We start from the raw sequence: 15,444 nt of genomic DNA on the forward strand, positions 1-15,444 counted from the left end.
ATTTTTTGTCCCGCTGATTTCGCTGATATACGCAGATGTTTCATTTAGTTTCTGCGCTAATCTGCGTCATCTGAGGGCAAATGTTTTCATCCACGTGCTAATTTTAAAAACACATCGTTCATGCTATCCACTTTAAATTGTTCTTTTAATTTTTTAGGTGTATCTAAAGCTTCAATTTTACCATTCACCATAATAGACACCCGATCGCAATATTCTGCTTCATCCATATAATGCGTGGTTACAAAAATGGTGGTTCCTTCATGTGCAGCTCTGTAAATCATTTCCCAAAACTGACGTCTTGTAATTGGATCTACCCCACCAGTTGGTTCATCTAAAAACACAATTTTAGGTTCATGAATTAAAGCAACGGAAAACGATAATTTCTGTTTCCAGCCTAAAGGCAAGGAGCCTACTAATTGATTAGCTACTTCTTGAAGACCTAAATCGTCAATCAGTTCCTTGGTTTTTTCTTTGATTTTCAATTTGGATAATCCATAAATGCCACCAAAAAAAGTAATGTTTTCTTTGACGGTTAAGTCGTCGTATAAAGCGAACTTCTGACTCATATAGCCAATATTTTTTTTGATATCTTCTGCTTGCGTAAACACATCAAAACCGGCAACATGAGCAGCTCCTGAAGTAGGAATTGAAATTCCAATCAGCATTTTCATGGCTGTGGTTTTTCCAGCACCATTAGCACCAAGAAACCCAAAGATCTCACCTTTTTTAACTTCAAAAGTTATGGCGTTTACAGCTTTAAAATCTCCAAACATTTTTGTTAAACCTTCTGCTTGTATGACGTTGTTATTGTTCATTTATTATTTCGCTAATTCCATAAAACTATCTTCTATGGTTGCTTGGGTTTTTTCAATACGAATATTCGAAAGTTGCTGTGCTTCTAAATACTGTTTTAAGTCTTTCGGATTAAAATCGGTACGTTTATCTGTATAATGCACAAACTCTCCAAAAGGATAGACACTATGTTGATGTTGATACGCTTTCAAACTATTAATTAATTGATACATATTATTCGCGCTCACATCATATATAGTTTTTGGATATTGTTTTACAATGTTTTCAGGACTGTCAATTTGGAGAATTTCACCATCTTGAATCAATGCAATTCTGTCACATAGAGCAGCTTCATCCATATAAGGCGTGGAAACCAGAATAGTAATTCCTTTTTGTTGCAAGCGTTTAAGCATCTCCCAAAATTCCTTTCTAGATACAGGATCCACACCAGTTGTAGGTTCGTCTAAAAACAACACTTTAGGCTTATGAATTAAAGCACAGCTTAAAGCCAGTTTTTGTTTCATCCCTCCAGAAAGTTTTCCAGCTCTACGGTCTTTAAAAGGTTCTATTTGAACATAAATATCTTTAATTAACTCGTAGTTTTCTTCAATGGTAGTTCCAAAAATAGTGGCAAAGAACTCTAAGTTTTCTTCAATAGTTAAATCTTGGTACAAAGAAAATTTCCCAGGCATATAACCCACATGTTTTCTAATTTCCTTAAAGTCGTCTAACACATCAAAACCGGCCACTGTTGCATGTCCTTCGTTGGCAATTAACAAGGTAGTTAGGATTCTGAAAAGCGTGGTTTTTCCTGCGCCATCAGGTCCAATAAGACCAAAAAGCTCATTTGGTTTTACCTCAAATGATATTTTTTGAAGCGCTTTCACGTCTTTATAAGATTTCGATATGTTAGAAACAGTTATCCCCAAAATGTCTTAACTTTTTACAATTATTTTAGACTCTAAAACAACCTTAGAAGTAATGGAGTTTGAAATGAGACAGGCCTTTTCCGATTTTTCGATGATGCGTTCTGCACGTTCGCGTTTGGATTCGTCTGCAATTACCACTTCCGGGAATAGGTGAATTTCGCTCATAACAAATTTCCCATCCACTTTTTCTAAAATGCCTTTTGATGGACATTTAAAACTGATAAACTCCAATTTTGAATATTCAGAAATTGCCAAAAACGTGGTCATTAAACAACTGCTTACTGCAGCTGTAAACAAATGTTCTGGCGACCAGATATGTGGCATGCCTTTATCAAATTCAGGTGGTGTTGCGACTTCTATACAATTTGTTTCTTGAGTCGCTTCGTTTTGTAGTTCTGGAGAACACATGGTGCCTTTACGGTCTTGTGTCCAGTTGATATCTACATTGTAAATATGTTTTTCCATGATAAATATTATTTAAAATAGGTAGTATAAGCATTTAAATTATCCTCGATGCTTTTTAAGGCTGTTGCACCTTCTTCAGTGGTTTTTGTTTCTAGAAGCACATCAATTTTTTCAATTAATGGATGTAAAAACACATGAAGATTGTCGTGTGAAGGCCCTGTCATAGTGCATTCTTTAACCAAAGTGTTTTTTCTCTCGTTTAATTTATTGGCTAGACCTAAATAGTCTTCAACGGTTTCTGTTTTGCTTTCAGAAATTAGTTTTAGCATATCGTTTACACCATCAGTCGTTTCAATATTTGCTTCCCATTGCGAGCCATTATCCATTTGAATCTCATTCATCCAGTCGTTGTTTAATGCTGAACTTGCGTGATGCGTGTCGTGATTTTCATGTGATACGACTTCAACTGACTCTTGAATAGTTTGTTCTGTAGCCGCTTCTTCTTTTTTGTTGTTGCAACTTGAAAGAATAAATGCCAACATTGCGAATGATAAAATTGTTTTTTTCATAATATTTGAATTTAAAGGTTGATTTTTAATTATTTAGATTTATTTATTTGTTTAAGACGTTTTGAGCCACATTTCGGCTGGCATGCCAATTTTTAAACTTCCATCGTTTATTACAGTAACTTTTACAGCATAAACCAAAGCAACACGTTCTTCTTTTGTTTGAATAATTTTTGGTGTAAATTCAGCTTCCGAAGCTATCCATGTAACGGTTCCTTTATAATCCTTCATAGCATCTCCAGCATCAATTTTGACAGTTACTTCCTCTCCAATTTTTAAATGAGCCAGTTGGGTTTCACTTATAAAAACACGCAACTCCATGTTGTTTAAATCGGCAATTTTATATAATGGTTTTCCAAAAGCTGTAATTTCATCTGGTTCAGCGTATTTTGTTAAAACAGTTCCATTGATCGGATTGATGATTTTACATTTTTCAATCTGGTCATCAATTTGTTTTAATTGTACATCGATACTTTTTAATTCGTTCACAACAGGAGCGTTTTGGATTTCAACACTTCTAATTTGTTGTTTTATCACATCTATTTCACCTAAAACATCATCCAATTGTTTTTGGGTTCCAGCTTTGTCTTTTATCAAGTTTTCAGTTCTGGTTTTATTAATGTTTGCTGTTTTTAATTTGGCTTTTAACACAGCTATTTGAGATAAAACCCCTTGAGATTTAGAACTAATAACATCTTTTGAGACCAAAAGTTGTTCACGTTTTAATGCCAAAGGAATGGTGTCTATATAACCTATAAAAGCTTCCTTTTTAAGCGCATCGCCTTCGTTGACTTGAAAAACCATGAGTTTGCCATTGTTTTCAGCAGAAACGGTTATTTCAGTAGCTTCAAAATTCCCGTAACCATCAGCTTTTCCATTCGAATCGCTACATGAAACCAGACTTAATGTGCCTATGCTAATTCCTATAAAATATGTGTGAATGTATTTCATCTTTAATTTCCTTGAGTAATGTTATAATTTGCTTTTGCCAATTCTAATTGGATGTTATGTGTTACCAGCATGTTTTCGGCTTCAAATAAATTGGTTAATTCGGTTATATAAGTAGATGTGGTAATCACCCCGTTTCTTAATTGAGATTCTGTTGCTAACAACACGTCTTTTCTAAGATTTATAATTTCTGAATCTATAAGAATGTTTTCAGAAATCTTATGAATCTCTGTTTCATATTGATTGAGTTCTATATTGTTATTCAATTGAAAAATTTCAGTTTCATTATCAACAATATCTTTATTAATCATTAAAGATTCGCGTTTCTTTTTATTGGCATTCCAATCGAATACATTCCAATTTAATTTCACACCAACAGTATAAAACGGCTGAAAAGTATTATCCAACATATTTAATCCAGGGTTTCCAATACCTCCTGTTGCAAATCCGAATAGTTTTGGGATATTCTCTTTTTGAATAAGTTGTTCCTGACTTTCAATTTCTTCTTTTTTAAGTTGAAATAAATCCATTTCTGGACGCTGAGTTGTAGGAGTGAGGCTGGTTGAAATTTGAGGTTCTTGAAACTTGGTTGAAACATCTAAAGGTTGACCAATTAAAGCTGATAAGGTTTCAACTAACACCTTTTTATTGTTATTAATGTCCGAAAATTGTTGCTTAATCCTTAATAATTCTGCTTCAATAACTTTATCTGAAGATGGTAATATGGTTCCATATTGAATTCCAGATTTTACTTCCTTTAGCTTACTTTCCAATTGTGTTTGCTTGGTTTCTAATAAACTAAAAGATTCATTAGAAAGCAAAATGGAGAAGTAAAGTTGGTTTACCTGTTGCTTTAATTGGTATAAACTAACTTCTAATTGTTTCTGCTGGGTTTTTAATTGAGCAGATTTTACTTTCGAAGAAGCATCGATAAAACCACCGTTGTATATTAACTGATTTACAGAAAGCGTTGCGCGATACTGGTCGTTATTAGGTGGCTCAACTCCAGTGTTTTCTAAGGGGATTTGAGTCACATCGGATAAATATGCCGCTTGTGCATCAAATCCTAATTGTGGAAGTTTTGCTGTGTCAATGGCGTCTAACTCTAACTGCGTTTTACTTTCTAATAAAGTGCTTTGTTTGACTAAGGGGTAATTTTCAGATACCAATTGATAACACGTTTCCAAAGTAATTTGCTGTTGCGCCCAACTTAGCGTCACAAATAAAAAGAAAACCAATATGCTAAAAGTTGTTTTCATTTTAATGTTGTTTTATCGAATTAATTATAAATTCTGAAACTTCTGTTTTTCGTTGTTCCATGAGTGCTTTAAAACCTTTATCGTCTTCTTTTGTAAAGGCTTTTATAAGGGGTTTTGCTACAAAAGGGAAGATGTTTAAGGCTAGAATGTTAATAAAAAGCTGATCGCCTTTAGTTGGTTTTAAAATACCCTGACTGACTTCTAATGCTACTTGCTGTTTAAACTTTTCAATATTTAAAAATGTGTTATTTTCTTGAATGGTTTTTATAAAGTCAGGATTCCTATTAAGCTCTTGTATAATAAAGTTTGGTAAATACGGATGTTTGATAATGAACGATATATAATTTGATGTGAAGTTTTTCACCTTGTCCTCAATTGAAGAATCATCATTTAAAACCTTATTTAATTGTGGTGCCAATAAAGAAAAGGCATTTTTAAATACCGCTTCAAAAAGCAACTGTTTGCTTTTATAATAATAATGAAGCATGGCTTTATTAATTCCTGCAACATCTGCTATCTCTTGCATTCTTGCACCATCCATTCCTTTTGTTTGAAACACGTTTTTAGCTGCATCTAAAATTTGTTCTTCTGTATTACTATCCTTTACTTTCGCCATTATCTAACTAATTAGTTTAACCATTTGGTTAACAAAGATAATAAAATTTTCTAATTCCTAGTATAAAATTGAAATTTGTAACAATATATAAGGTTGTTAGGTATAATAAGATGCTGATTATCAATGATAAAAGAGAGTGGGGTATTGCTTAAAAATTTTTGAAATTACAATAAAACTAATAGATCTTTGTGGATGATAGTTAGTAAGTTCTTATTAATTGTCTGTAATGATTTCTACAATTAACCTTATTTTTAATTGTACATCTGGCTAAAATATCAAACTTAATTATTGTATAAAATATACTAATTATTATATTAGCTTAAAAACAGTTTATGTCTATCAAAACAGGGTTTTTATTTCTTTTCATTTCTTTTTGTTTTACTTATCATGTGATAGCGCAGACTGATTCTATTACTTCGAATAATATTAATATTGAATATACAGATAAGGGTTTTGCTTTTAGCACTCCGGATAACAAGTACTTATTGCATGTTGAATCACGATTTCAATTTCGATTTGCAACACCAAACGATCAAAACCCACTAAATTATAATGACTTTTTTGAAGGTCATAAAACAACTTTTAAAATTAATAGAGCCAGATTAAAAATTGGAGGACATGCGTATAAGCCTTGGTTGAAATATTATTTTGAATATGAGTTATCGCAGGGAAATTTGTTGGATTTCCGAATTATGATTGAACGCTGGGAGTTTTTTAAAATAAAGGTTGGACAATGGAAAACCTATTATAATCGGGAACGTGTTATATCTTCAGGGAAGCAACAAATGGTTGATAGATCTATAATTAATAGACCTTTTACATTAGACAGGCAGCAAGGTATTGAGTTTTACGGAAGGGTGTTTCCAGGAAGTTTAGCAGATTTCACCTATCATTTATCCATTTTAACTGGGGCTGGACGAGGTTCTACTACGAATGACGATAATCATTTAATGTATGTTGGAAGGTTGCAATGGAATATGTTTGGACGTGAATTAGGAATGACTGGTTCTGATTTATCTTTTCACAAAAAACCTACAGGATTAATTGCTTTGGCTGCTGCTACAAATAGAAGTCCTTATACGCGATTTTCGCAAGCGGGAGGAGGAGAACTAACTGGTTTCGAAGAAGGAATTCCAGGTCAATACCGAGTAAATCAAGCACTTTTAGAAACAGCATTTAAGTACAAAGGTTTTTCTTGGCAGAATGAGTTTCATGTAAAAACCGTAAAAGATTACGTAAATCTGCAAACCAGAAACTTAAGAGGATATTATTTTCAAGCAGGTTACTTTTTTTCTAATATTTTAGACTTTGTTCCTGAACCATTAGAGCTTGCTGGTATTTATACTAATTACCAGCCGGATTTAGAACTATCTCATAATTATGAAAGAGAAATAGGAATGGCCTTAAATTGGTTTTTTAGCGGACATAGAAATAAATTAACTATGGAATTTACACATTTCAAATTTCTAAGTTCAAACTTTCAAGACCCTAAAGAATGGCGATTTCGTGTACAATGGGATATTTCGTTTTAATCAATAACGATTAATTTGTAAGCTTAATTAACCTCATTTAATATGCTGTAAACCAATTCTTTAGTTGGCTTTTTATTTTTAATTTTGCTTCTTAAATCTTCAAATGAGAATCTAAAGTCACATCCGTCTTTATACGCCGAACATCCATAAGCTGTTTTACCTTTTACAACCGTTCCCTTTTTACATTTTGGACAAGTCAAAGTATCTGGAATAACTTTTGATTTTGTTTTTTTAGGTTCTAAAACAAGTTGAAAAGCTTCATCAAAACGCAGCAACCCTTCGGCTGTTCCAGAATCTGTTTTAAAGCCTTTTAAATTTACAGTCGAACCTTTTTGGAGTAATCTTAAAAACTGCTTTTCGGAGATTTTCTTATCATATAATTTAAAAGGAAGAATAAATTTACAACCTTCTTTATATGCTGAGCAGCCATAAGCTGATTTCCCTTTAATAAGTGTCCCTTTTTTACATTTAGGGCAAGTTTCAGCTGCAATTCCTGCTTTTTTCTTTTGTTGCGCTTTTGCTTGTCGTTGCTTGGCTATTGTAGCTTGAGAAATATTGGCGCGTTTTGTTTCGCTTCTTACTTCATAGACCAATTCATCGACCATTTTTTTCATATTGATAATGAATTGTCTTGCGCTAAATTCCCCTTTTTCAATATCTTTTAATTGCTTTTCCCATAAACCAGTGAGTTCGGCAGATTTTAAAAGTTCATTTTGAATGGTGTCAATTAAAGCAACTCCCGTAACCGTAGGTAAAATTTGTTTTTTGTTACGCTTAATATATTGACGTTTAAAAAGGGTTTCTATAATATTAGCTCGTGTGGAAGGACGTCCAATACCATTCTCTTTCATTAAATCACGCAGCTCATCGTCGTCCACCTGTTTACCCGCAGTTTCCATTGCGCGTAGGAGAGAAGCTTCAGTAAATTGATTAGGTGGTTTGGTTTGTTTTTCTAGAAAACTAGGCTCATGAGGGCCTTTTTCACCTTTAACAAAGGTTGGAAGGATATCTGATTCTTTCCCACCTGAAGGACGAGCAGACTTGTCTTTTTCGTCAGCTTCGAAAACTACGCGCCATCCCTTTTTAAGAATTTCTTTTCCGGTAGTTTTAAAGTTCACATCAGCAGCTTTTCCTATGACAGTGGTGTTAGATACAGAACAATCCTCGTAAAAAACAGCTATAAAGCGTTTTGTAATAATATCGTAAACCTGCTGCTGGTTGTATTGTAAATTGGTCTGCATACCGGTTGGAATAATAGCATGGTGATCTGTAACTTTCTTATCGTTAAAGACTTTAGACGATTTCTTTATTTTCTTGCCTAAAAGTGGTTGTGTTAATTCGGCATAGTTAGTTAATTTCTGAAGAATTCCTGCCACTTTTGGATACACATCATTAGGTAAAAAGGTTGTATCTACTCTCGGGTAGGTTACCACTTTCATTTCATACAACTTCTGAACAATTTTTAAAGTGTCATCTGCCGAAAATCCAAATTTGGTATTGCAATACACCTGTAAACCCGTTAAATCGAAAAGCTTTGGCGCATATTCTTTACCTTTCTTTTTGGTAACGGAATCTATTTCAAATTCGTGTTCTTTTACCTTATTTGCTAAAATTTCACCGTCTTCCATTTTAGTGAAGCGTCCTTCTTCGTAAGAAAAAACCGTATCGCGATATAAGGTTTGTAATTCCCAATAGGGTTGTGGCTTAAAGTTTTCAATTTCTTTAAACCTGTTTACAACCATGGCAAGCGTAGGAGTTTGCACACGTCCAACGGAGAGTACTTGTTTATAACCTCCATGTTTTACAGTGTATAACCTCGTGGCATTCATACCTAGTAGCCAATCTCCAATGGCTCGTGAAAATCCGGCATAGTAGAGATTGTCGTAATCTTCAGAAGGTTTTAGCTTTTCAAATCCTTCTTTAATAGCTTCCGTTGTTAAAGATGAAATCCAAAGTCTTTCAACTTTTCCTTTATAGTTGGCTTGATCTAGAACCCATCGTTGAATGAGTTCTCCTTCCTGGCCAGCATCCCCACAATTAATAACAACTTCGGCTTTATCGAAAAGACTTTTTACAATATTGAATTGTTTCTGGATCCCCGAATTACTTACCACCTTGGTTTTAAACTTTTCAGGCAGCATAGGTAAGTTATTCAAATCCCAACTTTTCCAATGCGCTTTATAGTCGTTTGGCTCCATAAGTGTGCACAAATGTCCAAAGGTATAAGTTACAGCATATCCATTGCCTTCATAATAGCCATCGCGCTTGCTGTTTGCTCCAAGAACGGAAGCAATCTCTCTGGCAACACTAGGTTTTTCGGCAATACATACTTTCATTTTTTACTTTTTTATGGGACATGCAAAGTACATCTTTTTTATAAAATTTAAGTAATGAAATCTGCTTCTGTTATCAATTTTTATTAAAAATATTTGTGATTTTATTTTCTTAATCGTAATATTGCGATTAATAAAATGACAGATTATTATGGGAATTACAAAATCGGAAATATTTACTGAGGAACAAAACAACATAGCGCAAATTGCTAAAGTTTTTGGGCACCCAGCTAGAGTAGCTATTATTCAGCATTTATTTAAAATAGATAGTTGTGTTTGTGGCGATTTAGTCAATGAAATTGGTTTAGCACAACCTACAATTTCTCAGCATTTAAAAGAATTAAAAAAGCTAGGGATTATTAAAGGAAGTATTGAAGGTACTAGTGTTTGTTATTGTATAGACCAGGATAAATGGAAGAATGTAAAACAAATAATTACTCAATTTTTAGAGCAAGAAACAGGAATAAATAACGATTGCTGTTAACATTAGATTTAACATATTTAAACCGATTTATGTATAAAGAAATTAGAGGTATTATCGGATCTTTGGACGTTTCAACTCTTCCTTTAGAACGTAAAAAAATACTACAAGAACTAATAGAGTACATTCAAGAAAAAGTCTCAGGAAAGCAAGAAATCCGTTTAAACTTTATTTGCACTCACAATTCTAGACGTAGCCATTTGGCACAGGTTTGGGCACAAACACTGGCTCATCATTTTCAAATATCTCAGATGTTTTGTTATTCTGGAGGTACAGAAGTCACTGCTTTATTTCCTAAAGTAGTAAAAACTCTAGAGTTGTCAGGCTTTTATATCCAGAAATTATCAGAAGAAAGCAATCCAGTTTACAGTATGAAGTATTCAGAAAATAAACATCCAATTATAGGTTTTTCTAAAACCTTTGATGATGTTTTTAATCCGAAATCTAATTTTGCAGCTATTTTGACCTGCTCGCAAGCTGATGTTGGATGTCCGTTTATAGCTGGAGCTGAAAAGCGTATTCCAATAACTTATGAAGATCCTAAAGTATCTGATGGCTCGCCAAACCAAAAAGAAGTTTATTCAAACAGAAGCTTGCAAATTGCAACTGAAATGTATTATGTTTTTTCACAAATAAATAAATAAGATGGCATCAAATAAAAAACTAAGTTTTCTAGATAGTTATTTAACCCTTTGGATTTTTATTGCTATGGGAATTGGCGTAGGTCTTGGCTATTTAATTCCATCTATTCCAGATTATATTAATTCGTTTAGTAGTGGTTCAACCAATATACCTATCGCAATTGGGTTAATTTTAATGATGTATCCGCCTTTAGCAAAAGTGAATTATGCCTTACTACCAAAAATTTTTAAGGATGTAAAAATCTTATCTATATCCTTGGTTTTAAATTGGATTGTTGGACCAGTTTTGATGTTTATTCTGGCCATTACATTTCTTCAGGATTATCCGGAATACATGGTTGGTTTAATATTGATTGGTCTAGCCAGATGTATTGCTATGGTTTTAGTTTGGAACGATCTGGCTGAAGGTAACAGCGAATATGGAGCTGGTTTGGTAGCTTTAAATAGTATTTTTCAAGTATTTGCTTATAGTTTTTATGCCTGGATATTTATAACCATTTTACCACCTTATTTTGGGTTTGATGGAGCTATTGTTGATATTTCCATAACAACTATTGCAGAAAGTGTACTTATTTATTTAGGAATTCCTTTTTTATTAGGTTATTTAAGTAGAAAAATATTAGTGAAATTAAAAGGAGAAATTTGGTATAACGAGGTATTTATTCCTAAAATTTCACCAATAACATTAATTGCCTTGTTATTCACAATTGTAGTCATGTTTTCGTTGAAGGGGGAATTAATAGTAGAAATTCCTATGGATGTTGTCATTATTGCAATTCCACTGTTAATTTACTTCACCTTGATGTTTGTAATTGGTTTTTTTGTTAGTAAAGCTATGGGAGCAACTTACGATAAAAATGCTGCTATTGCTTTTACAGCAGCAGGAAATAATTTTGAATTAGCCATAGCAGTTGCTATTGCAGTGTTTGGTTTGAATTCAGGTCAAGCCTTTGCAGGTGTTATTGGTCCCTTGGTAGAAGTACCAGCTTTAATACTATTAGTAAGAATATCTTTTTGGTTAAAGAAAAAATATTATTAATTCTTAGGTAAAGTTATTCTTATAAATATCTTGTATATTTGAATTAATTAAACACTAATTTCATTTTGTACAGTGATGTTTTTCAGGCATTTGCTATTAAGTATTTGTTTATTTCTTAGTTATATTTGCTATGCTCAAGAAACAATAACAAATACTGAAGCTTTAAAACAATTTGATTCTATAACATTTGTTATGGATCAAACTTTTCCTGAGGATGAATACAAAACCTACAAAAGAGAATCGTTTTCAGAACAACAACTTCAAACTTATTTATCGCAACACTTTCAAAGATTAGATTTACTACCTTATATCGAAGGTCGTCATGTATTTAAAATTAATAATTATTTACATTCTGGTAATTGGTTTCGCCAATTGGGTTTTCCAAAAGAATCTAATAAATGGTATAAAAAGTTTTTTGATTATTATAATGCTCATGAGCAAGATTTAAAAACTTTTGAAAGAGATTCCTTGGTTACAATGATAATCTTCTCGCATAGTATTTTAGCAGAGAATTATGCAAATATGGGTTTTTTGGATAGTGCTGCTTTGGAGCATAAAAAAAACATCAAATTTGCTAAAGAATTAAATATTATTTCAACACCTTCAGCTTATAATAATTACGGTTTGTTTCTCTACTGGAACAAGAATGAATTAGACTCTGCTTTAGTGTATTTTAATAAAGCTTATTCCTTAACAAAGCGCAATTTTCCAAATCATATATTTTTAGGAAGTATAAGGGATAATTTAGCTGATATTTACTTAGAATTAGATCAGCCAGAAAAAGCCAGATTACTTTATAAAAAGAATTTTGATTTTTATCTTAAAACAAAAGACGAAGAGTCCAATCAATTGGATATACCACGTTATATTAGTGCTGGAACACAATTAGTAAAAACTGAAATAAAACTTAACCTGTTGAATAATGCAAAACAAACTTTTGCAGAACTTCAAAAAAACTTGTTTGAAACAGAGTTTAAGAATAAAATATCTAGTAAGTCGCGTTTAGAGTTTTTAAAAGCACAAGAAGACTTATTTATTGCTCAAAACAATTACGAAGCTGCTTATAAAGTTTCCTTAAATAGAAACCGCATCAAGGATAGTCTTAATGCTATATCTAAAATAGCAGACAGAAAATGGCAAGATGAATTGAATACAATTTCACTTGATAGAGTAGCGTTAAACTTTAAAATAGATAGAATTGAGAAAGAAAATAAAATTAACAATCAGCGTTCAAAACTTTGGATTGTTAGTTTAACGTCTTCATTGGTTTTAATCCTAATGCTATCATTATTTTTAAGAAGACGTCAGCATATTATAAATGCTAAAAATAAGCAGCTGTTAGCTGAACAAGAATTAGAACTTACAGCTGTGAAAAATACACAACTAAAATCTGAGATTGAATCCAAGCAAAGAGATTTGTCAGATTTTGCTATTAATTTAACGCAGAACCAAGAATGGGCTAAAGAGTTAGCAGAAAAAATTAAAGACATCCATAAAGCTAGCTCTAATGAACAAAAATCTTTATTGGCAGATCTGGAACAAGACATTAAAAATAAAACTGAGGTTGATATTGAAACCAAAGATTTTTATGAGCGTTTGGATAAGTTAAGCGATTCATTTTATAAAGAGTTAACTCACCAATTTCCAAATTTAAGTAAAAATGAAATTAGGCTTTGCTCATTAATTCGATTAAAAATGGATAGTAGAAGTATAGCTACCTTACAAAATATAACTTTAGCTTCCTTAAATACAAGTCGCTACCGACTTCGTAAAAAATTAAATCTTCAAGAAAATATTGATTTGGATGACTTCATTCAAAACATATAACAATATGATTATCATCAGGTTATATTGTATAAATTAACATTTACATATTATTTGTCTATTAAAAGTCTATTGTTTGTTCATTAGCAGTCTATTCAAAAATTTAGGTAACAGGCGTTTTTCATAATACTTTAGTTTCATCAAAATTCAGAGAAGTATTAATAGCATTTATTGTATAACTAATAAAAACATATTATTATGAAAACGTTTGTATTTGGTATTATTTTTTTAGGATTTACCAACCTAGTAACTGCACAACAAGATGTGGTATTTTTGGATATCAATAACGAGATGTCATATTCCAAAAACAATAGTAACAATAAATTTATTAATCAGGAATATGTAAATCACACTACTGATAAAAGTATTTCAAAAAAAATATTAAAACTTCAAAATATAATAGCTAACTATAACATTATATCTGCTGAAGTTTATAATTCAAAGGCCAACACTACCTATACTGTTACGTTTACAGAAGGTGATAATTTTTTAGAAGCAATATATGATGAAAATGGTATATTATTAAGTAGTCATGAGAATTATCAAGCTATTAAGTTGCCTTATGAAGTGAGTTCCAAATTAATTAAGGACAATCCAGGATGGGCTTTAAAGCAGGTATATTGCAATATTAAATACACCAAGGGTGTAGATGCTCAAATTGTCTATAGAGTTGTTTTAAATAATGGTAAAAAAACCAAAAAAGTGACTATAAACATCTAACCAATTTTTTAGTTAATTATTGGCAAACGGAGCCTATTTGAAATAAATAGGTTCTGTTTTATGTTATAGAACTTTCTCAATAACCAATTTTTGACCAATACGTAACGTAGAATTTTGTCTTATATGATTGGTTTTGCACAAAGAATAAATACTTACATTGTTCTTTGAAGAGATTCTAGAAAGAGTGTCACCTTTTTTAACTATATATACTATAGGAGCCCTATTCATACTTGCTAAAGCCTCCTCTTCGGTTGAAAATATCTCTAATTTACTTTGTCGTCTACTATTGTGTAATTCTGGTCTTGTTGATGTTTTTGTAATCCAAAGATCTTTAGATTTAACTAGATTATCTTCATCAAAATATAACAAATTCTCAGGATGTATATGGATCCCATTATAAGTCATTTCTAAATGCAGATGACTCCCTCTAGCATTTCCTGAAGCTCCTCCTTTTCCTAAATATGATCCAGCAACAACTGTATCGTTTTCTTTAACACCATATCTAGACAAATGTGCATAAAGTGTTTCTAAACCGTTATGATGCCTGACAACAACTGTTCTGCCATGTCCAGAACTATAATCAGCAAATCGAACTACACCATCAAACATAGCAAACAAGCTATCTCCAGTTACAAGATCAATATCAATGCCTTTGTGAGCACGACCCCAACGCCAACCATAACGAGAGGTAACAACCTTTTTCTTTGATATTGGAGATACATAATTAGAATCTTTAAATTGTATATGTATAGGATAAGCAACTTCAGTATCATAATCAATTTTTATTTTGCTGGTATCCCAAAAATCTGCAGTAATATCTACTGTTTCTGGCTGATTATTGAAAGTGGCTAAATATTGACTTAAACTATCTATAAATTGTGATGATTCTGGTGAATTTACTTCAGGAGATTTATTTTGTGCTAATGTATTGTAGGATACACACAAAAATACAAGGGCAATTATTAATTTCATATATTATTAATTATCAAATCACTAACTCATTTTTTTAGTGATTTGCTGTTGATGTTACATATCTTTCCGACGAAAATAATAAAAACAACGATAAATTACACACAGTATTGTATTTTGAGCCTAGCTTTTGATAAAATTTAACACTTATTATTCTATAAAGCAGTTAATATGTTGATTTTATATACATTGTATTGTGCGTTGAGTATAAGTATTTAACAAAATATATTTTCATGTACATAGAGTATATCTATTAAATAATTAATATTTGATATAGAAAAAATATGAAATCATAACAATTTTGTCTAACTTTGCATATCAAAAAGTTAAACACAAATAACAAAGCAGTTATGAATAAACTCATATTATTTTCCATTCCATTTATATCTT

Annotated in this window: 15 protein-coding genes; 6 read left to right on the forward strand and 9 right to left on the reverse strand. The window is 31.9% G+C overall.

From position 1 onward, the window contains the following. Positions 1 to 86: 86 nt before the first annotated feature. From OS191_RS01800 to OS191_RS01830, 7 genes are read right to left on the reverse strand one after another with little or no spacing between them, the layout of a single operon-like run. Positions 87 to 815 carry an ABC transporter ATP-binding protein gene (locus OS191_RS01800; protein ID WP_267153997.1) on the reverse strand — a complete coding sequence of 243 codons (729 nt, stop codon included), beginning with the start codon at positions 813 to 815 and terminating at the stop codon, positions 87 to 89. Positions 816 to 818: 3 nt separating this feature from the next. Beyond that, positions 819 to 1,721 (reverse strand): ABC transporter ATP-binding protein, encoded by a 903-nt coding sequence (locus tag OS191_RS01805; RefSeq protein ID WP_267153998.1) that lies wholly within the window; start codon positions 1,719 to 1,721, stop codon positions 819 to 821. A 6-nt stretch (positions 1,722 to 1,727) separates the two neighbouring features. Further along, complete coding sequence (locus OS191_RS01810; RefSeq protein ID WP_267149516.1) at positions 1,728 to 2,186, reverse strand: OsmC family protein; 459 nt, start codon at positions 2,184 to 2,186, stop codon at positions 1,728 to 1,730. Positions 2,187 to 2,194: 8 nt separating this feature from the next. Continuing rightward, positions 2,195 to 2,695, reverse strand: a complete 501-nt coding sequence (locus OS191_RS01815) for a hypothetical protein (RefSeq protein ID WP_267153999.1) — start codon at positions 2,693 to 2,695, stop codon at positions 2,195 to 2,197. Between the two features lie 51 nt (positions 2,696 to 2,746). After that, positions 2,747 to 3,643 (reverse strand): HlyD family secretion protein, encoded by an 897-nt coding sequence (locus OS191_RS01820; RefSeq protein WP_267154000.1) that lies wholly within the window; start codon positions 3,641 to 3,643, stop codon positions 2,747 to 2,749. A 2-nt stretch (positions 3,644 to 3,645) separates the two neighbouring features. Then, the gene (locus tag OS191_RS01825; RefSeq protein WP_267154001.1) at positions 3,646 to 4,899 is read right to left on the reverse strand and encodes a TolC family protein; all 1,254 of its coding nucleotides are present in this window, start codon (positions 4,897 to 4,899) and stop codon (positions 3,646 to 3,648) included. A 1-nt stretch (position 4,900) separates the two neighbouring features. Beyond that, positions 4,901 to 5,515 carry a TetR/AcrR family transcriptional regulator gene (locus OS191_RS01830; protein ID WP_267154002.1) on the reverse strand — a complete coding sequence of 205 codons (615 nt, stop codon included), beginning with the start codon at positions 5,513 to 5,515 and terminating at the stop codon, positions 4,901 to 4,903. 332 nt (positions 5,516 to 5,847) lie between these two features. Here OS191_RS01830 and OS191_RS01835 point away from each other — a divergent pair, with 332 nt between their 5' ends. After that, positions 5,848 to 7,047: a porin gene (locus OS191_RS01835; protein WP_267154003.1), complete on the forward strand. Its 1,200-nt coding sequence runs from the start codon at positions 5,848 to 5,850 to the stop codon at positions 7,045 to 7,047. Between the two features lie 23 nt (positions 7,048 to 7,070). Here the strand turns inward: OS191_RS01835 and OS191_RS01840 are convergent, their stop codons facing one another. Next, positions 7,071 to 9,383 (reverse strand): DNA topoisomerase 3, encoded by a 2,313-nt coding sequence (locus tag OS191_RS01840; protein ID WP_267154004.1) that lies wholly within the window; start codon positions 9,381 to 9,383, stop codon positions 7,071 to 7,073. A 148-nt stretch (positions 9,384 to 9,531) separates the two neighbouring features. Here OS191_RS01840 and OS191_RS01845 point away from each other — a divergent pair, with 148 nt between their 5' ends. From OS191_RS01845 to OS191_RS01865, 5 genes are all read left to right on the forward strand, one after another. Further along, on the forward strand, positions 9,532 to 9,864 hold the full coding sequence (locus tag OS191_RS01845; RefSeq protein WP_267154005.1) for an ArsR/SmtB family transcription factor: 333 nt from the start codon (positions 9,532 to 9,534) through the stop codon (positions 9,862 to 9,864). Between the two features lie 29 nt (positions 9,865 to 9,893). Further along, on the forward strand, positions 9,894 to 10,505 hold the full coding sequence (locus OS191_RS01850; RefSeq protein WP_267154006.1) for a low molecular weight phosphatase family protein: 612 nt from the start codon (positions 9,894 to 9,896) through the stop codon (positions 10,503 to 10,505). A 1-nt stretch (position 10,506) separates the two neighbouring features. After that, positions 10,507 to 11,541, forward strand: coding sequence for an ACR3 family arsenite efflux transporter (arsB, locus tag OS191_RS01855; protein WP_267154007.1), 1,035 nt, complete (start codon positions 10,507 to 10,509; stop codon positions 11,539 to 11,541). A gap of 192 nt (positions 11,542 to 11,733) precedes the next feature. Next, positions 11,734 to 13,368 (forward strand): tetratricopeptide repeat protein, encoded by a 1,635-nt coding sequence (locus OS191_RS01860; protein ID WP_267154008.1) that lies wholly within the window; start codon positions 11,734 to 11,736, stop codon positions 13,366 to 13,368. A gap of 195 nt (positions 13,369 to 13,563) precedes the next feature. Then, complete coding sequence (locus OS191_RS01865) at positions 13,564 to 14,085, forward strand: hypothetical protein (RefSeq protein ID WP_267154009.1); 522 nt, start codon at positions 13,564 to 13,566, stop codon at positions 14,083 to 14,085. A gap of 63 nt (positions 14,086 to 14,148) precedes the next feature. Here OS191_RS01865 and OS191_RS01870 read toward each other — a convergent pair whose 3' ends face one another. Beyond that, positions 14,149 to 15,057: a LysM peptidoglycan-binding domain-containing M23 family metallopeptidase gene (locus OS191_RS01870; RefSeq protein WP_267154010.1), complete on the reverse strand. Its 909-nt coding sequence runs from the start codon at positions 15,055 to 15,057 to the stop codon at positions 14,149 to 14,151. Between the last annotated feature and the right edge of the window lie 387 nt (positions 15,058 to 15,444).

It is taken from the genome of Xanthomarina sp. F2636L (genome assembly GCF_026410195.1).
Classification (GTDB): domain Bacteria; phylum Bacteroidota; class Bacteroidia; order Flavobacteriales; family Flavobacteriaceae; genus Xanthomarina.